Consider the following 24,441-nt stretch of genomic DNA (forward strand, 5'->3'; position numbering starts at 1 on the left):
CATGCCAAGACGGACCATGATCGAGGCCATCCGCGACGCCATGGACGTGTCGATGGAGCGCGACGACAAAGTCGTCGTGTTCGGCGAGGACGTCGGCTTCTTCGGCGGCGTTTTTCGCGTCACCCACGGGCTGCAGGCCAAATATGGCAAGAGCCGCTGCTTCGACGCGCCGATCAACGAATCCGGCATTGTCGGCTCGGCCATCGGCATGGCCGCCTATGGTTTGAAGCCCTGCGTGGAAATTCAGTTTGCCGACTACATGTATCCGGCCTACGACCAGCTGACGCAGGAAGCCGCAAGGCTGCGCTACCGCTCGAATGGCGATTTCACCTGCCCGATCGTTGTCCGCATGCCGACCGGCGGCGGCATTTTCGGCGGCCAGACGCACAGCCAGAGCCCGGAAGCGCTGTTCACCCATGTGTCGGGCCTGAAGACGGTGGTGCCGTCCAACCCGCACGACGCCAAGGGGCTTTTGATCGCGGCGATCGAGGACCCCGATCCGGTGATCTTCCTTGAGCCGAAGCGGCTCTACAACGGCCCGTTCGACGGGCACCACGACCGGCCGGTGACGCCATGGTCGAAGCATGAGCTCGGCGAGGTCGCCGACGGCCATTACACCGTGCCGCTCGGCAAGGCCGCCATCCGCAGGGCCGGCGCGGCGGTCACGGTGCTGGCCTACGGCACCATGGTCTATGTCGCCCAAGCGGCGGCCGAGGAGACCGGCATCGACGCCGAGATCATCGATCTGAGGACGCTGCTGCCGCTCGACCTCGACACGATCGTGGCCTCGGTGAAGAAGACCGGGCGCTGCGTCGTCGTGCACGAGGCGACGCTGACCTCGGGCTTCGGCGCCGAACTGTCGGCGCTGGTGCAGGAAAACTGCTTCTATCACTTGGAGGCGCCGGTCGTCCGCGTCGCCGGCTGGGACACGCCCTATCCGCATGCGCAGGAGTGGGAGTATTTTCCCGGTCCCGCGCGTGTCGGCCGCGCTTTGCTTGAAACATTGGAAGCCTAGAGTGGGGGAGGCCTGAGATGGGCGAACACATCATCAAGCTGCCCGATGTCGGCGAGGGTGTCGCCGAGGCCGAGCTCGTCGAATGGCATGTCAAGATCGGCGACATCGTGCGCGAGGACACGGTGCTCGCCGCCGTGATGACCGACAAGGCGACGGTCGAAATCCCGTCGCCCGTCGATGGCGAAATCCTGTGGCTGGGCGCCGAGATCGGCGACACGGTGGCGATCGGTTCACCGATCGTGCGGCTGAAAGTGGCGGGCGAGGGCAATGTGAAACCCGGCAAGGAGGCTGAACCGGCGACCGGGGCCGAGCCGCCCGTCAGGCTGCCGAGCCCGAAGCCCGAAGCCGCTTCGCCGCCCAAGCCGGCAAAACCCGCCGAGACACCGGCGAAACCCGCATCGTCGTCGTCGGCGCCGAAAACCGTGACGCGCTCCTCGGCTTCGGGCGCGCCGCGTCCGGAAGGCGAAAAGCCGTTGGCCTCCCCCGCTGTCCGCTTGCGGGCGAAAGAGGCGGGCATCGATCTCAGGCAGGTGGCGGGGACCGGTCCGGTCGGCCGCATCGGCCACGAGGACTTGGAGGCGTTCCTGGCGCGCGGGCCGCAAGCGGCCAGGGGGCCGGGCCTCGCCCGCGACGACACCGTCGAGGACATCAAATTGGTCGGCCTGCGGCGCAAGATCGCCGAGAAGATGACGCTGTCGAAGTCGCGCATCCCGCACATCACCTATGTCGAGGAGATCGACGTCACGGCGCTCGAGGAATTGCGCGCCGCGCTCAACAAGGAAAAGCGTGTTGCCAAGGGCGGCGCGGAGAGGCCGAAGCTGACCTTGCTGCCGTTCCTGATGCGGGCGATGGTCAAGGCGATCGCGGACCAGCCCCAGCTCAATTCCCTGTTCGACGACGAGACTGGTATCATCCACCAGCATGGCGGCATCCATATCGGCATTGCCGCGCAGACACCGTCGGGCCTGGTGGTGCCTGTCGTCAAGCATGCCGAGGCGCGCGACGTCTGGGACTGTGCCACCGAGGTGGCCAGGCTGGCCGAGGCCGCGAAGTCAGGCACGGCGACACGGGACGAGCTGTCCGGCTCGACCATCACCATCACCTCGCTCGGCGCCATGGGTGGCGTGGCGACGACGCCTGTGATCAACCACCCCGAAGTGGCGATCATCGGCGTCAACAAGATGATGGTGCGGCCGGTTTGGGACGGCACCCAGTTCATCCCGCGCAAGATGATGAACCTGTCGTCGAGCTTCGACCACCGCGTCATCGATGGCTGGGACGCGGCGGTGTTCATCCAGCGGATCAAGGCGCTGCTAGAGACGCCGGCGCTGATTTTCGTGGATTGAGGGAGATGTGATGCGTTCTCGAGTTTCCATTGGCGGGCGCCGCGCCGCCCCTCATTGCCCTGCCGGGCATTTCTCCCCGTATAGTGACGGGGAGAAAGACGCCGTTATCCATGGTTTCGCCAATCGGCAGCGTTGCAGACGAGGGCGCCAACATCGCGGCCAATCCCTTCTCCCCGTCACTATACGGGGAGAAGGTGCCGGCAGGCGGATGAGGGGCAGCGCTGGGTTGGATGGGAGGACGTTGACGGCTCTCACGACAAGGAAGCTGCCAACATGAAGGAAATCTCCTGCAAGCTGCTGGTCATCGGCGCGGGCCCGGGGGGTTATGTCTGCGCCATCCGCGCCGGGCAGCTCGGCGTCGACACCGTGATTGTCGAGGTTGCGAAGCCCGGCGGCACCTGCCTCAATGTCGGCTGCATCCCGTCCAAGGCGCTGATCCATGCGGCCGAGGAGTTCGAGAAGGTCTCGCACATGGCCGGCGGCAACAGCCCGCTCGGCATTTCGGTCACCGCACCGGTGCTCGATCTGGCCAGGACCATCGCCTGGAAGGACGGGATCGTCAGCCGGCTCAACAGCGGTGTCGCCGGCCTGCTGAAGAAAGCCGGGGTGAAGACCGTGCATGGCTGGGCGAGGTTTCGCGATGGCAAGACCGTCGAGGTCGAGACCGAGACCGGAAGCCAGGTGATCCGGGCCGAGACGATCGTGATCGCCACCGGCTCGGCGCCGGTCGAGTTGTCTTTTCTTCCCTTCGGCGGGCCTGTGATCTCGTCCACCGACGCGCTGGCCCTGAGTGAGGTTCCCAGGAAACTCGCTGTCGTCGGTGGCGGCTATATCGGGCTCGAACTCGGCATGGCCTTCGCCAAGATGGGTGCGGGGGTCACCGTGGTCGAAGCCTTGCCGCGCGTGCTGGCGCAGTATGACGCCGAGCTGACCCGGCCTGTCGTCAAGCGGCTCTCCGCGCTCGGCGTCGAGGTGATGCTGGGCGCCAGGGCCAAAGGGCTATCGACAGACGGCGATGCCCTGCTGGTCGAGACATCGGATGGCAAGAGCACCAAGGTCGCGGCGGACAAGGTGCTGGTGACGGTCGGCCGCAAGCCGGTGACGGAAGGCTGGGGACTCGACCAGATCGATCTCGACAGGGCCGGAAAGTTCATACGGATCGACGACCAGTGCCGGACCTCGATGCGCGGCGTCTTCGCCATCGGTGACGTCACCGGGGAGCCGATGCTGGCGCACCGGGCGATGGCGCAAGGCGAAATGGTCGCGGAGATCGTCGCCGGCCACAAGCGCGGCTGGGACAAGCGCTCGATCCCGGCCGTCTGCTTCACCGATCCCGAGCTGGTGACGGCGGGTCTGTCGCCCGAAGAGGCCAAGGCGCAAGGCGGCGAGATCAAGATCGGCCTGTTCCCCTTCGCCGCCAATGGCCGCGCCATGACCAAGCTCGGCGAAGACGGGTTCGTCCGCGTCGTGGCGCGCGCCGACAATCACCTAGTGCTCGGCATCCAGGCCGTCGGTCAGGGTGTGTCGGAACTGTCGGCGGTGTTTGGGCTGGCGCTGGAGATGGGCGCCAGGTTGGAGGACATCGCAGGGACGATCCATGCGCACCCGACGCAAGGCGAAGGGTTTCAGGAAGCCGCGCTCAAGGCGCTGGGCCACGCGCTGCATATTTAGAGCTCCCCCTCTCCCGCGTCAGGCGTAAAGGGGGAGGAGTTGCTCGATTGCCCCAGGCTCCTTTCCTCTCCCTCCGGAGGGGGGAGAGGTGGCGCTGCGAAGCAGCGACGGAGTGGGGGAAGCCGGTCCTCAGACGCACCGCCGCTGAAAACTCATCACAAGCCTCAATCAGTCAGGACGAGGCATCACTCCGGCTTGAAATAACAAGCCCGAGCCAGGTCGACCCCCACTCCGTCGAGCTTCGCTCGACACCTCTCCCCCGGTCGACGGGGGAGAGGAAAGGCGCCGGCGCTCACCCCGCCAGCCGGCTTACCATTTCATGCTGGGCATAGGCGCGGCCGAAGCGGTTGGCGAGGAAGGCATCGAGCGCGATTTCCTCCTGCTTGACGAAGCCGGTCGCCGGCAGCGATCCGTCAGCCAGCATGTCGAGCACGGCGCAGATGCCCGACGCGGTGGTGATCTGGATGGCGCTGCGCACCGTCCGGCCGATGCGCCGGGAATAGATCTTATTGGCGTAGGTCTCCTGCAGCAGGCGGCCGTTCCTGCGGCCCGAGACGGTGACGAAGACGATGACCACGTCCTGCAGCGTCGCCGGCAGGGCGCTTTCGAAAATGTCCTTCAGCACGTCGCGGCGGTGGCGCAGCCCAAGGTCGTTGAGCAGCGCCTTCATGATCGCGGCGTGGCCGGGATAGCGGATGGTGCGGTAGTTCAGCGTGCGTACCTTGCCCTTCAGCGTCTCGGCCAAGGTACCCAGTCCACCGGAGGTGTTGAACGCCTCGTAGGTGACGCCGTCGAGCGAAAACTCCTCGCGCTCCTCCAGCGGCGGCACTTCGACCAGCTCGCCCTCGACGATCGCCTCGCAAGGCTCGCAATATTCGTTGATGACGCCGTCGGTGCTCCAGGTCAGATTGTAGTTCAGCGCGTTGGACGGGTATTGCGGCAGCGCGCCGACGCGCATGCGCACGCTTTCCAGCGTGTCGAAGCGGCTGGCGAGATCATTGGCGACGATCGAGATGAAGCCGGGCGCCAGCCCGCATTGCGGGATGAAGGCGCTCTTGGCGGTACGGGCCAGCTCCTTGACCCGCCTGGTCGAGACGACGTCCTCGGTGAGATCGAGATAATGCACGCCGGCGCTGGCCGCCGCCTCGGCGATGCGCGTGGTGAGGTGGAAGGGGGCGGCGCTCAGCACCGCGAACTTGCCGGCGAGCGCGGCTTCCAGCGCACCGGGCGCCGCGATGTCGAGTTCCAGCGTCTCGACACCGACAGGGACTTCCGCCGCGGCGAGCTGCGCCGCCGAGCGGTCGAGGAGAGTGACCTGATAGTCGCCCGTCGCGGCAAGCATTTCGGCGATGGTCGAGCCGATTTTGCCGGCCCCGACGATAATGATTTTGTTCATGTTCAAATTCCCCTGCGATCTGCGTTTCCCAAAAACCATCGCAGCTTGCCTGTCGAAAGGAAGCGTGGAATTCTGCAAAGTGAACCCTATCTTTTACCGATCTGCCGAAGGGCTTCGTCGAAATGCTCAGTGATGCCGAACAAGCCCTGCTCTCGCTGCTGCGCGCCAACGCGCGCGCCTCGACGGCCGAACTGGCGCGGCGGCTCGGCGTGTCGCGCACAACGGTGCAAAGCCGGATCGAGCGGCTGGAGCAGCGCGGCATCATCACCGGCTATGGCGTCCGGCTGGCGCCGGACTATGAGCAGGGGCTGGTCAGGGCGCATGTGCTGCTCACCGTCACGCCGAAGCTCGCCGACAAGGTGGTGCGCAGCCTGCAGGCGCTGCCGCCGGTCAGGACGCTGCACTCCGTCAGCGGCAGTTTCGACATGATCGTCATCGTCGACGCGCCATCGATCCGCGACCTCGACACGCTGCTCGACCAGATCGGCGCCATGGAGGGGGTCGAGCGGACATCGTCGTCGATTATTTTGTCGACACGGATCGACAGGTGACGTTACGGCCATCTCCCCCCTTGCGGGGGAGATGGCCGCGACGCCGGCTTTCGCTAACTTCCGAAGCTAATCCATCACCAGGGGAAAACTCACCACCACGGCCAGCCCCGGCCGGCGGTCCTCGAGTGCAATGGTCGCGCCGTGCAGCTCGGCGATGGCCCTGACAAGGCTGAGGCCGAGGCCGCTGCCGGGGGTCGAGCGGCTGTGGTCCAGCCGGTAGAGACGCTGAAACACTTTTTCGCGCTCGTCGGCGGGAATGCCGGGGCCATTGTCGGCGACGCCGGCAAGCACGCGGTCGTCCCGGCGCGTCACCGAGAGTTGGATGGATGTGCCGGGCGGACAATGGCGTAGCGCATTCTCGACCAGGTTGGCGAACATCTGCGTCAGCAGTTCACGGTCGCCATGAATGCGGTCCGTGGTCTTGTCCAGTTCCGCAGCCGACAGCACCTTGCCGTCGTCCTCGGCCACGCCGGCGTAGATCTCGGCGATGGTCTCGAGGATCTCGCCGAGAGCGACATCGGTGAAGCGCGCCTTGCGCGCGCCGGCCTCGATCTGGGCGATGCGCAGCAACGCATCGAAGGTCTCGTTGATCTGATGGCCCTCGGCGCGCGCGTCAGCCAGATCGTCGGAGACGTCCTGGCGCCGTGCGGCCTTGTCGGCGGCGCTCTCCAGGATCATCTGCAGGCGGTTGAGCGGCGTCTTCAAATCATGCGCGATGTCGGCGCTGACCTGCTTCATGCCCTCGACCAGCGCCGACAGCCGGTCGAGCGCGGCGTTGATCTGGCTGGAGACGATGTCGATGTCATCGTCCTTGCCGGTCAGCGGGATGCGGGTGTCGAGGCGGCCATGCGAAACGTCGACCATCGTGGCGGCAATGCCGTCGAGACGGCGCTGGACGCGCGAGGCGAGCAGGGCGCCGCCGGCGACGGCCAGGCCGGTGATGATCAGCGTCGCCCAGCCGAAGCTCATCAGCATGATCGTTTCCAGCTCCTCGGTCTCGGAGAGGCTGAAGGCGATGGTCAAAGTGTTGGCGCCGACCGGACCGGAATAGGCCCGGTATTCGGTGTCCGGCGGCAGGCCCGGCATTTCGGCGCCGAACATCGAGAAACCGTCGGGAAGCCCCGCCGCGGTGAAGTTGCCCGCAATACGGTTGCCGGCGGCGTCGGTCAGCGAAAAGAGCTGCTCCTTCCCAGGGCTGCGCGCGGAGTGGTTTTCGACGGTCTCCACCAACTCCCTGAGATCCTTGTCGGCATAGGTCGCGGCGATGACGGCATAGGTCTCGCTGATGGTGTCGTCGAGCTGCTCGGCAAGGTCGGCGCTCATCATCTGGTAGACGATGGCGCCCGCCAGCACGAAGGCCAGCATGAACAGGAAGGCGAACGTCAGGGCAAGCCGGAATGGCGTGCTGCGCAGCAGGCGGGTCCGGGTCACGGTCATCGGAAAGTCGCCGTCATGGGAAGTTCGCGGTCATCGGAAGGTCGCGATCACTGGGAGAGCGGCGCGTGCAGGCTGTAGCCGGTGTTGCGGATGGTGTGGATGAGCTGGGTACCGAACGGCTTGTCGACCTTGGTCCGCAAGCGGCTGATATGGGTCTCGACGACGCTGGTCTTGGGGTCGAAGTGGAAATCCCAGACCCGCTCCAGCAGCATGGTGCGGGTGATGACGCGGCCCTCGCCGCGCATCAGCACCTCGAGCAGGCTGAACTCCCTCGGCTGCAGCTCGATCGGCTGGCCCTGCCTGACGACGCGCCGCATGATCAGGTCCATTTCGAGGTCGGCGACCCGCAGAACGGTCTTCTGCTCCTGCGCGGCTGGCCGCCGGCCGAGCGCATTGATGCGCGCAAGCAGTTCCGAAAAAGCGAAGGGCTTGACCAGATAGTCGTCGCCGCCGGCCTCGAGCCCCTCGACGCGGTCGTCGATGCCGCCGACGGAGGTGAGGAAGATCGCCGGCGTGCGCACGCCGGCGGCGCGGACGGCCTTGACCATCGACAGGCCGTCGAGGCCCGGGATCATCCGGTCGGCGACGATCACGTCGTAGCCGCCGCCGGTCGCGGCGAAAAGCCCGTCATGACCATTGCGCAGGAGGTCGCAGACATGGCCGGCCTCGGTCAGGCCGCGCACGATATAGTCCGCCGTCCTGTGGTCGTCCTCGACGAGAAGTAGCCGCATCGCTGTTCCCTGGCTGCCGGTATCGGCGACAGGCTATCACCGGCTCGGGTCCGTTCCTAGGATCGTCGCCAACTGGCCAGGCCTTGCGGCGTCCGACCGCGGTTCACTCCGAGTCCAGCAGCATGTCGTCCATTTCATCGGCATTATTCCTGAGCGTCATGTAGAGAACGAGCGCGATGATGCAGCCGAGGAAGATCAGGCTGGTGTAGGTGGTGCCAAAACCGAGGCCGCCATATTCGGCTGGCTGCGACAGCCAATCGCCGAAGGAGGCGCCCAGCGGACGCGTCAGTATATAGGCGAGCCAGAAGGCCAGGATGGCATCCAGATGGATGAGATACCAGGCGAGCGCGATGAGCGCGATGACGCCGCCGAACAGCAGGCCGGTGGCTAGGTAGCCCATGTCGAAGGTCTCGGCGACGAGGTCGCCGGCCGCGGTGCCGAGCGAGAAGGTGAAGAGGATCGCCAGCCAGTAGAAGATCTCGCGCCTGGTGGTGAAGATGGTGTGGATCGAGAGCGTGCGCTCGCTCGCGTACCAGACCGCGAATGTCGCCGCGAGCACAACGGAAAAGGCAATCGTCGTGGTCTGCAGGCGCACGCCGAAATTGTCGACGAGGTTGTCGGTGATCAACGTGCCGACGACGCTGATCAGCACCACCACCAGCCAGTAGGCCCACGGCACGTAGCGTTTGTGCGCGAACTGCAGGGCGAGGGCGACGACCAGCACGCCGGTCATGATCAGCGAGGTGACGGTCAAGCCGAGGCCGAGGTTGACGGCGAGATAGTCCGCCGCCGTCTCGCCAATGGTCACCGCCATCAGCTTGACCAGCCAGAAATCGAGGGTGGCGTCCGGCACCCTGTTTTGGCTCGGTGCGGGGGGTGTGTGGGGTGCGAGCATGGCTGATGTCCCGATGCCGATGGTTGCGCCGGCGGCGGAAGCGATCCGGCATTCGGATGATAGGCAAGCGACTTCTCACCAGCCTGTCCGGCGCCATACAAATTCGTAAGGATGGCGGTGGCTGGCCCAAAAGGCCTTTACGAATGCCTCCCGATGCGCTGATAGAGAGTGAGCGCCTTGTATCCGCCATCAATGGCGTGCCCCAGTGGCCGGGCCTGCACTAGAGTGCCCAGGAAAACGCGAAAATGACCTACGCTTCCCTCAAGCCGGTTTCACAGGCTTTCGACCAGCGCAAGCGGCTGATATTCATCCGCGTCGCGGCGGCGCTGGCGGTGCTGCTCTTGTTCCTGACCAAACCGGCGCTCAGCGAAGGCTCGAACGGGCACGAGACGCTCGAATTCCTCGGCTTCTGCCTGGTGCTCGCCTGCGTCGCCGGCCGGCTGTGGAGCATCCTCTATGTCGGCGGCAAGAAGAATGAAGAACTGGTCTCGACGGGACCATTCTCGATGAGCCAGAACCCGCTCTACTTCTTCTCGACGGTCGGCGCGGTCGGCATCGGCCTGCTCTACGGCTCGGTGGTGGCCGCCGCCGCGCTTGGCGTCGCCAGCTTCCTGATCTTCCGTGTCACGGCGCGCAGGGAGGCCGAATATCTCCTGGGCAAGTTCGGCCCGGCCTACAGCGCCTACATCAAGGCGACGCCCCGGTTCTGGCCAAACCCGCTGCTCTACCACGACAATGACGAGCTGCGGTTCTCGACCCGGGCGCTGAGGCGCACCTTTTTCGACGGGCTCTATTTCCTCGCCATCTTCCCGGCCATCGAGCTGATCGAGTATTTCAGGGAGACAGGCGTGCTGTTCCCGGCCTTCATCACGCTGTACTGAGCAGCTCGCCACGGGAATTTGCGCGGCTGATCGGCCATCGCGACTGTCGATGGCCATTCATGGAAATCGAAACTAGCTTCCCAGCGGATAAGGCATGTAGCCGACGAAGCCGGCAATCTTCCAGCTCGCGCCGACCTTTCGGCAGAAATACAGTGTCTGCCATTTCAGCCGGTCGACGCTGCCATCCGCCTTGGCGACGCTGCCGTCGAACTTCTTGTGCAGCACGGCGCGGTCGCCGTCGACATCGATGTCGCGCAGATTGGTAACGCGAAACAGCGCCTCGCGCAGCGGCTCGGCGAATTTGGTCGCCGCCGTTTCCTTGGCCTGGCGCAGCCACTCGTCGCGGTAAATCTCCAGCCGCGGGAATTGCAGCCGCCAGGCATCGGCATTGGCCAGGAAATGCGCATGCATGCCGAAGAAGCTTTCGGCGATGAAATCGTTCTCGACCATGGCCCAGTCCTGGCCGATGAAGGCGTCGATGTCGCGCCGCACCAGCATCTCCCACAGCGCGTGACGGTCTGCGTCGCCGGGAGGGAACGGGTTCTTGTCGAAGGTCATTGTCGGGGTCTCCGGTTTAGCGAGGGCGTCTGTCCGTCGTGGCGTCGAGCCCGTCCGGCAACGCGCACGATGCAAGCGCATCTGTAATAAAGCAACACGGATTTCGAACAATGTTGCTTTCCAACAAGGGCCTCTATCGGGATTGCCGCGATCGCGGTAAATCTCGTCCAAAGCGGGCGCCACCTCGGTGTCCGGCCATGTCATCGGAGGAGGCCGTCCCTTGCCCAAGCAGACTTTCGGAACATCCCACGTGCCGCTGTCGCCCGCCGTGCGGGCCGGCGACTTCGTCTTTGTCTCGGGCCAGGTTCCGGTCGGCGGCGACGGCATCGTGGTCAAGGGCGGCATCACGGAGCAGACCGAGCAGGTGCTCGCCAATGTGAAGGCCGCATTGGCGCTCGCCGGCTGCACGATGGACGACGTGGTCAAGACCACCGTCTGGCTCGAGGACGCGCGTGACTTCGGCGCCTTCAACGCTGTCTACGCCAGGCATTTTCCGAAGAACCCGCCAGCCCGCACCACGGTCGAATCGCGGCTGATGATCGACATCAAGATCGAAGTCGAGGCCGTCGCCTACAGACCGGCCTGAGACGGCAATTCGGGCAATCGGAGGTTCCAACAATGCAATTCGACCTCCTCGTGAAGGGCGGACGGCTGATCGACCCGGCGGCCGGCATCGATGCGCCGCGCGATGTCGCCATCGCCAGTGGCCGCGTCGCCGCGATCGACGCCGACATCCCCGCGACCAGCGCCGCCCAGGTGGTGGACGCCACCGGTTGCATCGTCGCGCCCGGCCTGGTCGATCTGCACAGCCACGTCTATTGGGGCGGCACTTCGCTCGGTGTCGACGCCGACAGGCTCGCCGCCAAGAGCGGCACCACCACCTTCATCGACGCCGGCAGCGCGGGCGCGGGCAATTTCCTGGGCTTTCGCCGCCATGTCATGGAGCGTTCGAAGGTGCGCATCCTGGCCTATGTCAACATTTCCTTTGCCGGCATTTTCGGCTTCTCGCAGACGGTGTCGGTCGGCGAATGCAGCGATCTCCGTCTCTGCGAGCCGCGCGAGGTGGTGGCGGCGGTGCGCGAGCACGCCGACGTCGTCGTCGGCGTCAAGGTGCGGTCCGGCAAGCATGCCGGCGGCACAAGCGGCATCGCGCCGGTCGACCTGGCGCTGGAGGCCGCCGACAAGGCCGGCCTGCCGCTGATGGCGCATATAGACGAGCCGCCGCCCGGCCGCTCCGAAGTGCTGCCGCGCCTGCGCCGGGGCGACATCCTCACCCACTGCTTCCGGCCCTTCCCCAATGCGCCGGTGTTCGCCTCCGGCACGGTGCGGCCCGACATGCGGCTGGCGCGCGAGCGCGGCGTCATCTTCGATCTCGGCCATGGCATGGGTTCGTTCGACTTCGAGGTCGCCCGCGCCATGCTGGCCGAAGGGCTGGCGCCCGACGTCATCTCGAGCGACGTACATCTCTACTGCGTCGACGGGCCGGCCTTCGACATACTGGTCTGCATGTCGAAGCTGATGGCCCTCGGCATGCCGCTGGTCGAGGTTCTGCGTGCCGCGACGCAGGCGCCGGCGCGGGCGATCGCGCGGCCGGACCTCGGCACGCTGACGATCGGCACCGCCGGCGACGTGGCCGTGCTGCGGCAGCGGTTAGGCCGCTTCACCTTCGTCGACGCGGTCGGCGCCTCGCTGGTCGCCGACCAGCGGCTGGTGTCGGAAGGCATCGTCGTCGGCGGCATTTGGTGGCCGAACGAGGCGGTCGACGATGTCGGCGAGACCGAGCGCTTCGTGGCCCATGCAAACCATACGCATGTCGAGGTGGCAGCCAGGCATTTCGGACACCGGCACGATTAGCCGATATCGAGACGGCTGCGCGATTGACGAGCGGCTTCCCCCACTCCGTCTCGGCTTCGCCGAGCACCTCTCCCCCCTCCGGAGGGAGAGGAAGGGAGCCAAGGCCGGTGAACTTGCGCCTTTCCTCTCCCCCGTCGATCGGGGGAGAGGTGTCGAGCGAAGCTCGACGGAGTGGGGATCGACCTCTCGCCGAAGCATGCTTCCGCCTTACCGCCCGGCGTTGCTGACCGCCCCATAAACCGGCGTCTCGATCCCTTCCATCCGTGCCTTGATCTGCAGCGCGACATATTTCGAATAGAAGCGCGACAGCGCGAGATTGCCGCCGTGGAACCACAGTGCTTCCTGCGCCGTCGGCTTCCACATGTTGCGCAATTCGCCTTGCCAGGGGCCGGGGTCGCCCTTGACGCCGGAGCCTAGGCCCCAGCAGGGGCCGACCTTGTCGGCGACCTCGCGCGAGACCAGCGCCGCCACATTCTCGTTCATCGACTGGTAGCCGGTGCAGGCGACGATGGCGTCGGCCTCGAGCTCGCTGCCGTCCTCGAACAGGATGCCTTTCGCCGTCAGCGATTTTATCGCGACGCCGCTGCGGATGCCGACTTTGCCGTCGATGATCAGGTCCGAGGCGCCGACATCGATGTAGTAGCCGGAGCCGGTGCGGTAGGCCTTCATCAGCAGGCCGGTCTCGTCGTCGCCGAAATCGAGCGCGAAGCCGGAGGCGGCCAGACGCTCGTAGAATTCGGCGTCGCGCGCGCGGATGACGTCGTAGAGCGCGCGCTGGCCCTTGGGCACCAGCGCGAACGGCGTCGAGGCGACGATCATGTCGGCCTTCTCGGTGGTGATGCCGCGCGCCAGCGCGTCCTCGGAGAAGATCTCGAAGCCGACCTGCATCAGCGTGTCCGACTTGACCACCGTGGTCGGCGAGCGCTGGATCATGGTGACGTCGGCGCCGCTCTCCCAGAGATCGACGCAGACGTCGTGGCCGGAACTGGCCGCGCCGATGACGGCGACCTTCTTGCCGCGGAATTTCTCGCCGCTGGCATACTGGCTCGAGTGCAGCAGCTCGCCCTTGAACTGGTCGGAACCCGGCAGATCGATCTTGCGCGGCGGACCGTAGGCGCCGGTGGCGAAGACGATGTGCTTCGGCTTCAGCGTGATGCGCTGCCCGACGCGGTCGACCACCACGGTCCATTCTTTCTCCGCCTCGTCGTAGCTGGCGCTGAGGCACCTGGTGGCGACCCAGTAATTCAGCTCCATGACGCGCGTGTACATTTCCAGCCAGTCGCCCATCTTGTCCTTGGGCGTGAAGACGGGCCAGTTGTCGGGGAACGGTATGTAGGGCAGATGGTCGTACCAGACCGGATCGTGCAGCACGAGCGTGCGGTAGCGGTTGCGCCAGGAATCGCCCGGCCGTGCGTTCTTCTCGATGACGATGGTCGGCACGCCGAGCTGCCGCAGCCGTGCGCCGAGCATGATGCCACCCTGGCCACCGCCGATGACCAGGCAATAGGGTTGCTCCGTTACGCCGAGTTCGCGCGCCTCGCGTGCCCGCGCCTCCGACCAGGTCTCGCGTTCCGGGTCCGCCTTGTGGCGCACGCCCAGCGGTCGCGCCGCGCCCTTGCGCTCCTCGTGTCCCTTCAAGTCGGTCATCGCCGTGAACAGGGTACGGCAGCGGCCATCGCGCAGCCGCATGATGCCTTGGCCCGTGGCCGCCGCCGTCTCGAAGGTGAACCAGGCCTCGATCGTGCCTTCATCCGAGGTTGCCTCGCCGGTGAGCTGCCACGCGGCAGGCTTCGTGGTCGCCAGCGTCGACCTCAGCATGTCGGCGATGGCCTCGCGGCCTTCCATCGTCGTGACGTTCCAGGTGAAGGCCAGCAGGTCGCGCCAATAGCAATCGTCGACGAACAGGTTGCTTGCGGCTGACACGTCGCCGGATTCAAGCGCCTGCGAAAACGAGCCAAGCCATGCGGCCGCCTGTTTGGATGGTGACATTTCGGGCATTTCTTCCCTCTTGTATGCGTCCAATCTGTATAGCGGGACGGCAACTGTCGAACTCGGCGCTGCCCCTCATCCGCCTGCCGGCACCTTCTCCCCGTATAGTGATGGGGAGAAGGATTAGTCTCCCAGCGGCTCCATTTCCTTGCCCGTGCGGTGGATCTGGGCGTTGTATTTGATGCGGCGCACGGTCTCGCGGGCCGGGCCGTCGAGCTTGTAGGCCGACGCCACCGCCAGGAGGTCGATCATCGCCAGGAAGGCGAAGCGCGAGGCCGTCGGCTTCAGCGTATCGGGATATTCGGGCACGGCAACCGTCAGCCTGACGTCGCAGGCGCGGGCGAGCTCGGTATCGGGCGCCGTCACGGCGATCGCGTTGGCACGGTAGTGCTTGGCGAGTTCGACGGCCTCGATCACCTCGCGCGTGCGCCCGGTCGCCGAGATGGCGATCACCAGGTCGCCGGGCTTCAGCGTCGAGGCGGTCATGCGCATCAAATAGGGGTCGCACTGGGCGCTGATCGAGATGCCATAACGAAACAGCCGGTACTGAGTTTCCTGCGCCAGCGCCGAAGAGCTGCCGCCGAGCCCGAATACGGTGACCTGGCGGGCCCGGGCGATCAGCTCGGCGGCCTTTTCCAGCTCACCCGGATCGAGCTGCCGCTCGGCTTCCTGCAACGCCCGGCGCGCTTCGCCGAACACCGCGTTCCAGAACGGCAGGGCGGCGTCGCTCTCCCTGGCCGGCGACGTGTCCAGGTAGAGCGCGCCGACGACGAGGCTCTGCGCCAGCTTCAGCTTGAAGTCGCGCACGCCCTCGCAGCCGATGGCGCGGCAGAACCGGGTCACCGTCGGTTCGCTGACGCCGGCGCGCTGAGCCAGCGCCGCGTTGGAGGCATCGACGGCATATTTGACATTCTCGAGCACGACATCGGCGACGCGGCGTTCGGCCGGGCGCAATTCGCCGTAGCAATCCTTGACCAGCGAGATGATGTCGGGAATGCGCCGGACGGGTTCGCCCCCGGTTCCCTCTTCGTCCGCGATCGGATGGCTGGCAGCTTTGGTCATGAAGGCGGTGTTCCCTAGCCCGTTTTCGACCTGACCTCTTATCATGTTTGCACGCTGTCGTTCCATGCGCAGGACGGCGCTGCAACCGATGCGTGCCGTCAAGGCATCCGCGTGTGCGCCTGCCAAATCATGTAGGAAAGCAACACGAATTTCAAGGCAAAGAATACCACGTCAATACAGATAGTTATGCCTAGCAGTCGGTTCTCGTCCCATGCTCGCCGCCGTCGACGCTTGACAGCAAAGTAGGATAGTTACACACTGATTTTTGACAGTCTGATGACCTTTGGATCATCACGCAATCTCCGAGGGGCGGATGAACGCGGGCGAGATAACAACGCCGAAGCTTGGCGTGCAGGCAGCGACCAAGATCTATCACACGGCGTCCGGCGACCTCTTGGCGCTGGACCGCTGCAGCCTCGACGTCAGAGCCAATGAAATCGTCTCGATCGTCGGCCCGTCCGGTTGCGGCAAGACCACGCTTTTGTGGTCGATGTCGGGGCTGCACGGCCTGACAAGCGGCGCGATCAAGCTCGACGGCAAAGAGATTTCCGGGCCGCATCCCGATATCGGCATTGTCTTCCAGGAAGCCAACCTCCTGCCCTGGCGCAATCTCGACGCCAACATCCGCTTCCCCTTCGAGATCAAGGGCGAAAAACCGGACCGCGCCTGGATCGCGCATCTGCTTAACCGCGTCGGCCTCGACGGTTTCGGCGGCAAATTCCCGCGCGAGCTTTCGGGCGGCATGCAGCAGCGCGCGGCCATCGTGCGGGCGCTGGCGCTGAAACCCTCGGTGCTTTTGATGGACGAGCCGTTCGGCGCGCTCGACAGTTTTACCCGCGAGGAGATGAACCGGCTGGTCGAGGAGATCTGGCTCGACACCAAGACCACCATCGTCTTCATCACCCACTCGATCGAGGAAGCGATTTTCCTCTCCGACCGCGTCGTGGTGCTGAGCGCGCGGCCGGGCCGCGTCGCCAAGGAATACCGCGTGCCGTTCCCGCGGCCGCGCTCGCTGGAGATCATGGCGACGAAGGAGGTGTTCGACCTCACCAACCGGATCAAGATGGACATTGTCGGAGAGCGCACCAGACCGAAGGCGCCGGAGCGCCCGAGCGCCGAGATCGTGAGGATCAGGCCGTGAGCGACGCCATTCCCGAATTTTCGAAGTCGAAGTCAGGCGATGGGCAAGACGTCAGCCTGACCAACCTCTCGGCCTTCGCCAGCGGCCCCGGCATCAAGTCGGGCAAGGAGGTGGCGGCCATTCTCGCCGTCGCCGTCATCATCATTGGCGGCATCGAACTGGCGCTACGGCTGTTCCATGTGCCGCTCTATATCATGCCGCCGCCGAGCTCGATCGCCTATGCGCTGTTCGACGAGTTTCCGCTGATCGCGCCGCATCTCGGCTATACGCTGGTCGAGCTGGTGTCCGGCTTTGCCATCGGCGCCGCCGTCGGTCTGGTGCTGGCCGCCGTCATCACCCAGTTCCCGTTCGCGGAAAAGATCGTCGCGCCGTATATATTGCTGCTGGTCACCACGCCGATGCTGGCGCTGGTGCCGCTGCTCATCCTGCGTTTCGGTTTCGGCTACACGCCGCGCATCATAGCGGTGGCCCTGGCCGCCGGGCCGATGGTGATGATCAATGCCGCCACCGGCTTTCGTCGCGTCGACAGCGCCAAGATCGCGCTTGCGCGGTCCTATGGCGCCAGCACCTTGCAAATCTTCTGGAAGATCCGCGCGCCGATGGCGCTGCCGATGATCCTGGTCGGGCTGATGATCGGCGCCATCTTCGGCCTGCTCACCGCCGTCGGCGCCGAGATGGTCGGCGGTGGCTTCGGCCTCGGCAACCGGCTCACCACCTATTCGTCGATGATCCAGATGCCGCAATTCTTCGCCGTGGTGCTGATCCTGTCGATGCTCGGCATTCTGATCTATGTGCTGTTCTTCCTCATCGGCAAGAAATGGGCGAGCTGGGAGGCTTGACGCAGAAGCAATGACCACGCCCGGGAGGCGGGCGGCAAGGCAGACTGACATCAAACAAAAAAGGGGAATGCCATGACCAAGGACAATTTCATCCAGCAGGCGGGGATGAGCCGCCGCATCTTCCTGCAGGTGACCGGCGCCGGGCTGGTGACGGCGACCGCGCTCGGCGCCACCGGCCTCCGGGCGAGGGCCGAGGCCTATGGAAAATTCACCTGGATCTCGCCGCGCGGCACGCTCGAAGTGCTCGACGACTACCCATACTGGGCGGCCAAGAAGGCCGGCTATTTCGACGGGCTGGACACCGACATGCAGCCGGGACCGTCCGACGGCACGGCGACGGTGAAGTTCGTCGATGTCGGCCAGGCCGATATGGGCTTTCCCTCGCCCGGCGTGTTCTCCTTCGCCATCCAGAACGGCATGAAGCTGAAGTCGGTGTTCCATATGGGCGCGCGCGACACGTTCAGCATCGCTTTCCGCAAGGGCGAGGGCTCGAACGACCTGAAGAAGCTCGAAGGCAAGACCATCCTGCTTGGTTCCGCAGCCTGGCAGTCGATCACCGATCCGCTGCTTGCCGCGCAAGGCGTCGACATCAAGAAGGTCAAGTATGTCGAGGCCGGCTGGCCGACCTGGGGCACCGCGCTTGCCGGCGGCCAAGGCGACGCGGCGCTGTCATGGGAAGGGCTGCGCGCCGAATGGATCGCCAAGGGTCTCGATTTCGAATACTGGCTCGGCGTGAAGAACTCGAAACTGCCGGCCAACACCTTCGTCGTGCGCGCCGCCGATCTCGAGGATCCCGACAAGAAGGCGTTCCTGGAAAAATACCTGCGCGGCTGGGCGATGGGCCTTGAGTTCGGCTATCAAAATCCGCGCGCGGCGGTCGAAGCGGTGTTCGAGCAGTTCCCGACCCTGGCCAAGAACCTCGGACCGGAGCTCGGCACCACCTCGATCCTGCAGCAGATCAACGTCTTCCGCGGCGACATGGACAAGCGCGGCGGCTGGGGTTCGCACGACATGGCGAGCTGGCAGGGCTTCTTCGACGAGATCCACAAGATCGGCCAGATCACCAACCCGGTTAAGGCCGAGGATGTCTGCAGCAACGACCTGATCCCGGCCGCCAACGACTTCGACAAGGCCAAGGTCAAGGCCGACGCAGACGGCGTCAAACTGTCGGAAGGCTTTGCCGCGCTCGATGTCGAGAAGATCAAGGCGCACCTGTTCGATTCGGCGGTGAAGTAGAGGCGCGCAAGCGAAGGCCATGACGACGCCACTCCTCATTGCCCTGCCTTGGCTCCTTTCCTCTCCCTCCGGAGGGGGGAGAGGTGGCGCCGCGAAGCGGCGACGGAGTGGGGGAAGGCGGTCGCTAAACGCGCAGTCGCTGCGGGACAGGCACAATCTGGCGAAGTAACCTCAGGCGGGCGGCGAAGGTCGACCCCCACTCCGTCGAGCTTCGCTCGACACCTCTCCCCCGATCGACGGGGGAGAGGAAAGGGCCGGGCAACGAGCGGCGGCGCTGACCTGAGGTGATTGTCCGGATAAACACGCGGCAACCGGTCGCCGCGCACAATTCAATCCAGAACCTGGGAGATAACGGTGGCCGACAAGGTGAAAGTACTGGTGGTGGGTCTTGGCAATATGGGTGCGTCGCACGCCAGTGCCTATCATCGCTCGGAGGGGTTTGAGATCAGCGGCATCATGAGCCGCTCGATCAAGAGCAACACGAAAATCCCGGCCGAACTCGCCGGTTATCCGCTCTACGAGGATTTCGACCTGGCGCTGGGGGAGACCAGGCCGGACGCGGTCTCGATCAACAGCTGGCCGAACACCCATGCCGAATACGCGCTGAAGGCGATCGCGGCGAACTGCCACGTATTCATGGAAAAGCCTTTGGCCACCAACATCGAGGACGCCGAAAAGGTGGTGGCGGCTGCGCGGGCGACAAACCGCAAGCTGGTGCTCGGCTACATCCTGCGCGTCCACCCTTCCTGGATCAAGTTCATCGAGGTTGGCAAGACGCTGGGCAAGCCGCTGGTCATGCGGCTCAACCTCAACCAGCAAAGCAGCGGCAGCGCCTGGCACTGGCACAAGAACCTGATCGATTCGCTGATCCCGATCGTCGATTGCGGCGTGCATTATGTCGACGTCATGTGCCAGCTGACCGGCGCCAAGCCGGTGCGCGTGCATGGCATCGGCGCCAAACTATGGGCCGAAGCCGACAAGCAGAATTACGGCCATTTGCATGTCACCTTCGATGACGGCTCGGTCGGCTGGTACGAGGCCGGCTGGGGTCCGATGATGAGCGAGACGGCCTACTTCGTGAAGGATGTCGTCGGCCCGAAAGGCGCGGTTTCGATCGTCGCCGGCCAGCAGGCGAGCAGCGCGGCCGAGTTGGCCGAAGTGTCGAACTCCGCCGACATCGACCGCCACACCAAGACCGACGCGCTGAAGATCCATTATGCGGCCGTCGACGGCGACAAGAATTTCAAAAAGCCCGACGAGATCGTCAGCATGGAGGACGAGCCCGGCCACCAGGAACTTTGCGACCGCGAGCAGGCGTTCTTCCTGCGCGCCATAAGCGAGGACCTCGATCTGACCGAGCAGATGGACGCGGCGGTCAACAGCCTGCGCATCGTGCTCGCGGCCGAACAGAGCATCGAGCTGGGACGGACGGTCGAGCTGGCCTGATGCTATCCGGTTGCTGGCGCTGGAGGCGGCGGCGCAAGAAGAACATTGGCGAGATTGGAGCCGCTGCAGGACAGTTATCTCAGGTTTGCGCTGCCCCTCATTGCCCTGCCGGGCATTTCTCCCCGTAGAGTGACGGGGAGAAAGACGCTGTCACCGACGACTGCGCCAACTTCCTAACGTCACAGGAATGGCGCCGAGGTTGCGGCAGTCCCCCTTCTGCCCGTCACTCTACGGGGAGAAGGTGCCGGCAGGCGGATGAGGGGCGGTGCCAACATTAGCAAATGACAGAAGCGGTAGCTCGGTCGCCTCGACGAGCGACGTTGAGGACAGAAGGATCGGGAGGAGAGACATGGTCACCGACAGTCTTTTGAAAACCTATGCCGAGTCCGATGCGCTTGGCCTCGCCGCGCTGGTCCGCGGCGGCCAGGTTTCGCCGGCGGAACTGGTCGAGGCGGCGATCACGCTGGTCGAGCGGTTGAATCCGTCGCTCAACGCGGTCGTCCATCGCCTCTATGACATGGCGCGCGCACAGGCCGCGACGGTCGACAGATCGGCACCCTTTGCCGGCGTACCATTCCTGCTCAAGGAACTGGCCTCGTCCTGGACGGGTGCGCCCAACACCAATTCCTGCTTCTACCTCAGAGATGTCGTCGCCGATTTCGACACCGAAGTCGTTCGCCGCATGAAGGCGGCGGGACTGGTGCTGGTCGGCAAGTCGAACGCGCCCGAAAACGGCTGGTCGATCACGACGGAACCAAAACTCTACGGCACGACGAAAAACCCGTGGAAGGAAGGCATCACGCCAGGCGGCTCGAGCGGCGGCGCGGCCTCGGCTGTCGCCTCGCGCATGGTGCCGATCGCGGAGGCCAGCGACGGCGCCGGCTCGATTCGCATCCCCGCCTCCTGCTGCGGGATCGTGGGCCTGAAACCATCGCGCGGCCGCGTCAGCCTGGCCCCGTTCGGCGACTATTGGTATGGCGGTGCCTACTTCCTCTGCTGCTCGCGCACGGTGCGCGACACGGCGGCCTATCTCGATGCGGTGGCCGGTGCGCTGCCCGGCGAGCCCTATACGCCGCCGGTGCCGGATGCCTCCTGGCTCAGCCTGTCGGCGCGTGCGCCGAAAAACCTGCGCATCGGCTTCACCGTCACGCCGCCCAACGGCACCGCCATCGATCCGGAGGTGAAGGCGGCGGTGCTGGCGACCGTGGCCGCATTCGAGCGGTTGGGGCATGATGTCGAGGAGCACGACATGCCGCTCGATGCCAATGGCGTATGGGCAACCTACACCAACATGACCTGCGTCCAGACGGCGGCGACCTTCGACTCCCTGGAAACGGTGATCGGCCGGCGGGTGACGCCAGGCGATGTCGAGGCGGTGACCTGGGCGATCATCGAGCGCGGCCGCGCCACCAGCGGGGTCAGGCACATCTCCGATGTCGAGCAGCTCCGGCAGGTCGGCCGCGATATTGTCGGCGACCTCAAGGCCTATGATCTCTTCGTCACGCCGACCTTGACGCAACTGCCGCGGCCGTTCGGCTATTACGACATGTCGGAGACCGACATCGACCGCTACAACGCCAAATGGACGGATGCCGTCTTTGCCTTCCCCTTCAACATCTCCGGCCAGCCGGCGATCTCGCTGCCGCTCGGCTGGTCGCACGGCGGCGTGCCGGTCGGCGTGCAACTGGTCGGCCGCTACGGCGACGAGGCGACGGTGCTGGCGGCGTCGGCGCAGCTGGAACAGGAAATGCCATGGAGGGACAAGCGGCCGGCGGTGAGCGCTTAGGGACCTGTACGGAGGTTTGATCGCTGGACGGCAAAACCTTTCCCGTCGTCATCCTGGGGCGTAGCAAGGAGCGCAGCGACGCAGCGCAGACCCCAGGATCCATGCCGCGACATCAAAGCGTTCCCGGCGGTCCAAAATTCTGCTCCGCTGCACCCCACGGAAAGGTCACGGCATGGATCCTCGGGTCTCCGCGACGGAGCTTCGCTCCTGCTCCGCCCGTGGATGACGAAGGTGGAGGGAACCTCAGCCAATTTCCGGAGGTGCAGATCTCAAGCCTCCTACTACCCAATCACCTCCAGCCGCCGCGGCAGCCGGTTCATCGCGACCGGCCCATCCGGCGTGATCAGGAACTGGTCCTCGAGGTTGAAGCTGGCGAGGCCGTCGATATAGAGCGGGATTTCGAAGGCCAGCACCATGCCGGCCTCGATCACGACCTCGCTGCCGGCCGATATGAACGGCCATTGCTCGGAAAAGACCGACTGCCCGACGCCGTGGCCGAAGTGGCCGCGGCGGTAGGAGCGCAGGCCTTGGCGCGCCAGGCTGTCGGTGGCGACGCGGTGGACATGGGCAAGCGTGTTCCCGGGAACAAGCTCGGCCAGCCCATCGTCGAAGGCGCGCTCGGCAATGGCGTGCAGTTCGGCCTGATCAGCCGAAGGCGGGCCGAAGGTGAAGTTGCGCGACATGTCGGAGGCGTAGCCACCGACCGTACAGACCATGTCGCATTTCAGCGGATCGCCCGCCACGGCCCTGGCGTCGGCGCCCTTGGCCCGGGCGCCCAGCGTCACATATTCGGCCGTGATGACCGGGTGGGACAAGCCGGCCGCCGCCGTGGCTACGCCCTGCCGGTAGAGCGCGACGAGATCGCTCTGGCGCATCCCGGCCATGGCATCGACCTGCAGCCGCTCCAGGCCGGCTTCCGACAGGATGATGCCTTGCCGCAGCAGGTCGATCTCGCGCTGCGACTTGAGCGCGCGCAGCCGGTCCAGCACAAGCGAGCCGTCCACAACAGGGCTATCCGGCAGCAGCGCCTGGATGGCGGCAAAATCGGCGGCGGGAATGAAGTCGAGGTCGAGGCCGAGCGTGGCGCGCTCCAGCCCGAAATCGGCGAGGATTGCCTGCAGCTGTCGCACCGAGCCGGCGAGGTCGAAGGTGGCGGGACGCGCGAAATCCGGCGCGCGGCCGAGCGAAGCCAGGCCAGCCTCGATACGCTCCTGCAGGGGCAGCCCGGCAGCTCCTGTCTCGACCGGCGCTGCTTCGATCCAGATCGGGTGCGAGCGCACGACCATCTCGGGCGCGGCGGTCCGCAGTTGCGTGGCATTGAAGTCGGCGACCACGACGCCGATCGGCAGATCCTGCCTGGCCGTGACGACGACGAAGCCGGCGCCGGCGCGCCGGAACAGTCCGGCCGGACCGATCGAAGCGCCGGTCGCATAATGGAAGGCCTCGGGCGCTGAGAGCACCAGCGCCGCGATGCCAGCGCGTTGCATCAACTGCGTGGCGCGCTGCCGGTCGACAAAACCCGTCATGTGTTTCTCCGGATGTCCGAAGCGACAACGGAGCATCGCAGGTGCGGACAATCAAGACGGTTGCTCGTATTGACGCACTGATACCTTGAGTGCGGAGCGGAGACGCCCACGACTTCGTCATCCTAAGCGGAGCAAGGAGCGCAGCGACGCAGCGCAGACCCTAGGATCCACGGTCCAGAATCTGCTCCGCTGCACCCGCCAGCACGGTCGCGGCATGGATCCTCGGGTCTCCGCGACGCCGCGCCGCGGCTGCTCCGCCCGTGGATGACGAAGGGATAGGATGTCGGCCACGGTTGCCGGCGACCCGCTACTTGATCGGTTCCAGCTTGGTCAGGGCGGCGGTGAAGCCGGCCAGCGACACCGGGATGGTGACCGGCTTGCGGGTGACGGACTCCATGCCGATGTTCAGATTGGTTCCCGACTTCATCGCCTTGACGAGGTCCGGCGGCAGCGGCGTGGCGGCATAGGCGCCGTTCTGGTCGCTGGTCTGGATGGCGATGGTCGTCTTCTGTCCCTGGTCGATCTGGTAGCTGGCGCCGGACGGCAGGAAGAGGCCGTGCGGCAAGGCGAGCAGCATGGCGAGGCTGCCATTGCCGTTGTCGCGGCGAACGGTCACCGTAAGCACGCGCTGTCCTGTCTTCGCCTCGGTCAGGTTCTGAGACACCTGGCATTGAAGTTCGGCGCTCGCCGAGCCGCTGGAGCAGTTGACCGCCCAGGGATTGGCGTCGGCCGGCTTTGACTGGGCCGGTTGGGGCTTGGCGGCTTCCTCGGCAAGTGCGGGTCCGGCGCCCGACAGGATGAGCCACAGGGCACCAATACCTGCGGCGAAGCTCAAAGTATTAGCTACAGCTAAAACAACTCTCATGTTCTTTTAGGCCCCACCGGTATTTCCCGCAGTAGGGCTTGATACAGCACTCCAATCCAGCCTGAAAGCCAGGAATCCACCGAAGCAAGCCGGCAAATCTACTGTGTCCATATTACCACAGGGAAGCAGTTTGGTAGGCCACAGCAGCAGTTTGATCACTGGGGACTCGCTATACACTAGATTTCCATTAAACATCAGCACGCGGGACGTGTAGTC

General features: G+C 65.2%; 21 protein-coding genes. 12 read left to right on the forward strand and 9 right to left on the reverse strand.

The features are described from left to right. Window position 1: 1 nt before the first annotated feature. From FJ950_RS20385 to lpdA, 3 genes are all read left to right on the forward strand, one after another. Window positions 2-1,015, forward strand: a complete 1,014-nt coding sequence (locus FJ950_RS20385; RefSeq protein WP_140618177.1) for an alpha-ketoacid dehydrogenase subunit beta — start codon at window positions 2-4, stop codon at window positions 1,013-1,015. 17 nt (window positions 1,016-1,032) lie between these two features. Further along, entirely contained in the window at window positions 1,033-2,361 is a 1,329-nt protein-coding gene (locus tag FJ950_RS20390) for a dihydrolipoamide acetyltransferase family protein (protein WP_140618179.1), read from the forward strand. A gap of 273 nt (window positions 2,362-2,634) precedes the next feature. Beyond that, complete coding sequence (lpdA, locus tag FJ950_RS20400; protein WP_140618180.1) at window positions 2,635-4,032, forward strand: dihydrolipoyl dehydrogenase; 1,398 nt, start codon at window positions 2,635-2,637, stop codon at window positions 4,030-4,032. Between the two features lie 292 nt (window positions 4,033-4,324). Here lpdA and FJ950_RS20410 read toward each other — a convergent pair whose 3' ends face one another. After that, window positions 4,325-5,506 (reverse strand): saccharopine dehydrogenase family protein, encoded by a 1,182-nt coding sequence (locus FJ950_RS20410; RefSeq protein WP_348641174.1) that lies wholly within the window; start codon window positions 5,504-5,506, stop codon window positions 4,325-4,327. A gap of 44 nt (window positions 5,507-5,550) precedes the next feature. Between FJ950_RS20410 and FJ950_RS20415 the strand changes: the two genes are divergently transcribed. Next, entirely contained in the window at window positions 5,551-5,979 is a 429-nt protein-coding gene (locus FJ950_RS20415) for an Lrp/AsnC family transcriptional regulator (RefSeq protein WP_140618184.1), read from the forward strand. Between the two features lie 66 nt (window positions 5,980-6,045). Here FJ950_RS20415 and FJ950_RS20420 read toward each other — a convergent pair whose 3' ends face one another. From FJ950_RS20420 to FJ950_RS20430, 3 genes are all read right to left on the reverse strand, one after another. Further along, the gene (locus tag FJ950_RS20420; protein WP_140618185.1) at window positions 6,046-7,416 is read right to left on the reverse strand and encodes an ATP-binding protein; all 1,371 of its coding nucleotides are present in this window, start codon (window positions 7,414-7,416) and stop codon (window positions 6,046-6,048) included. Window positions 7,417-7,463: 47 nt separating this feature from the next. Further along, entirely contained in the window at window positions 7,464-8,147 is a 684-nt protein-coding gene (locus tag FJ950_RS20425) for a winged helix-turn-helix domain-containing protein (RefSeq protein ID WP_140618187.1), read from the reverse strand. Between the two features lie 103 nt (window positions 8,148-8,250). Then, window positions 8,251-9,042, reverse strand: coding sequence for a hypothetical protein (locus FJ950_RS20430; RefSeq protein WP_140618189.1), 792 nt, complete (start codon window positions 9,040-9,042; stop codon window positions 8,251-8,253). Between the two features lie 245 nt (window positions 9,043-9,287). On the opposite strand from FJ950_RS20430, the gene FJ950_RS20435 reads away from it, so the two are divergent. Next, window positions 9,288-9,923, forward strand: a complete 636-nt coding sequence (locus tag FJ950_RS20435; protein ID WP_140618191.1) for an isoprenylcysteine carboxylmethyltransferase family protein — start codon at window positions 9,288-9,290, stop codon at window positions 9,921-9,923. Between the two features lie 72 nt (window positions 9,924-9,995). Here the strand turns inward: FJ950_RS20435 and FJ950_RS20440 are convergent, their stop codons facing one another. Next, window positions 9,996-10,481, reverse strand: a complete 486-nt coding sequence (locus FJ950_RS20440) for a hypothetical protein (protein ID WP_140618193.1) — start codon at window positions 10,479-10,481, stop codon at window positions 9,996-9,998. A 220-nt stretch (window positions 10,482-10,701) separates the two neighbouring features. Here FJ950_RS20440 and FJ950_RS20445 point away from each other — a divergent pair, with 220 nt between their 5' ends. Continuing rightward, window positions 10,702-11,067, forward strand: coding sequence for a RidA family protein (locus FJ950_RS20445; protein ID WP_140618195.1), 366 nt, complete (start codon window positions 10,702-10,704; stop codon window positions 11,065-11,067). A gap of 32 nt (window positions 11,068-11,099) precedes the next feature. Then, window positions 11,100-12,335, forward strand: a complete 1,236-nt coding sequence (locus FJ950_RS20450; protein ID WP_140618197.1) for an amidohydrolase/deacetylase family metallohydrolase — start codon at window positions 11,100-11,102, stop codon at window positions 12,333-12,335. A 207-nt stretch (window positions 12,336-12,542) separates the two neighbouring features. Here the strand turns inward: FJ950_RS20450 and FJ950_RS20455 are convergent, their stop codons facing one another. Both FJ950_RS20455 and FJ950_RS20460 read right to left on the reverse strand, forming a co-directional pair. Next, a complete protein-coding gene (locus FJ950_RS20455) occupies window positions 12,543-14,333 on the reverse strand; it encodes an NAD(P)/FAD-dependent oxidoreductase (RefSeq protein ID WP_140618199.1) in 1,791 nt (596 codons plus the stop codon). Window positions 14,334-14,447: 114 nt separating this feature from the next. Beyond that, window positions 14,448-15,386, reverse strand: coding sequence for a MurR/RpiR family transcriptional regulator (locus FJ950_RS20460; protein WP_140618200.1), 939 nt, complete (start codon window positions 15,384-15,386; stop codon window positions 14,448-14,450). 313 nt (window positions 15,387-15,699) lie between these two features. On the opposite strand from FJ950_RS20460, the gene FJ950_RS20465 reads away from it, so the two are divergent. The 5 genes from FJ950_RS20465 to FJ950_RS20495 all read left to right on the forward strand — a co-directional run bounded on the left by FJ950_RS20465 (window position 15,700) and on the right by FJ950_RS20495 (window position 21,834). After that, complete coding sequence (locus FJ950_RS20465; protein WP_140618202.1) at window positions 15,700-16,527, forward strand: ABC transporter ATP-binding protein; 828 nt, start codon at window positions 15,700-15,702, stop codon at window positions 16,525-16,527. After that, entirely contained in the window at window positions 16,524-17,366 is an 843-nt protein-coding gene (locus FJ950_RS20470) for an ABC transporter permease (protein ID WP_140618204.1), read from the forward strand. The genes FJ950_RS20465 and FJ950_RS20470 overlap by 4 nt, the downstream gene beginning before the upstream one ends. A gap of 72 nt (window positions 17,367-17,438) precedes the next feature. After that, a complete protein-coding gene (locus tag FJ950_RS20475; RefSeq protein ID WP_140618206.1) occupies window positions 17,439-18,602 on the forward strand; it encodes an ABC transporter substrate-binding protein in 1,164 nt (387 codons plus the stop codon). A gap of 354 nt (window positions 18,603-18,956) precedes the next feature. After that, window positions 18,957-20,048, forward strand: coding sequence for a Gfo/Idh/MocA family oxidoreductase (locus FJ950_RS20485; RefSeq protein ID WP_140618207.1), 1,092 nt, complete (start codon window positions 18,957-18,959; stop codon window positions 20,046-20,048). Between the two features lie 349 nt (window positions 20,049-20,397). Then, the gene (locus FJ950_RS20495) at window positions 20,398-21,834 is read left to right on the forward strand and encodes an amidase (protein ID WP_140618209.1); all 1,437 of its coding nucleotides are present in this window, start codon (window positions 20,398-20,400) and stop codon (window positions 21,832-21,834) included. Window positions 21,835-22,115: 281 nt separating this feature from the next. Here FJ950_RS20495 and FJ950_RS20500 read toward each other — a convergent pair whose 3' ends face one another. Continuing rightward, window positions 22,116-23,360, reverse strand: coding sequence for a Xaa-Pro peptidase family protein (locus FJ950_RS20500; protein ID WP_140618211.1), 1,245 nt, complete (start codon window positions 23,358-23,360; stop codon window positions 22,116-22,118). A gap of 307 nt (window positions 23,361-23,667) precedes the next feature. Beyond that, complete coding sequence (locus FJ950_RS20505; RefSeq protein WP_246681356.1) at window positions 23,668-24,195, reverse strand: invasion associated locus B family protein; 528 nt, start codon at window positions 24,193-24,195, stop codon at window positions 23,668-23,670. Window positions 24,196-24,441 lie beyond the last annotated feature (246 nt).

It is taken from the genome of Mesorhizobium sp. B2-3-14 (assembly GCF_006442175.1).
GTDB classification, from domain to species: Bacteria; Pseudomonadota; Alphaproteobacteria; order Rhizobiales; family Rhizobiaceae; genus Mesorhizobium; species Mesorhizobium australicum.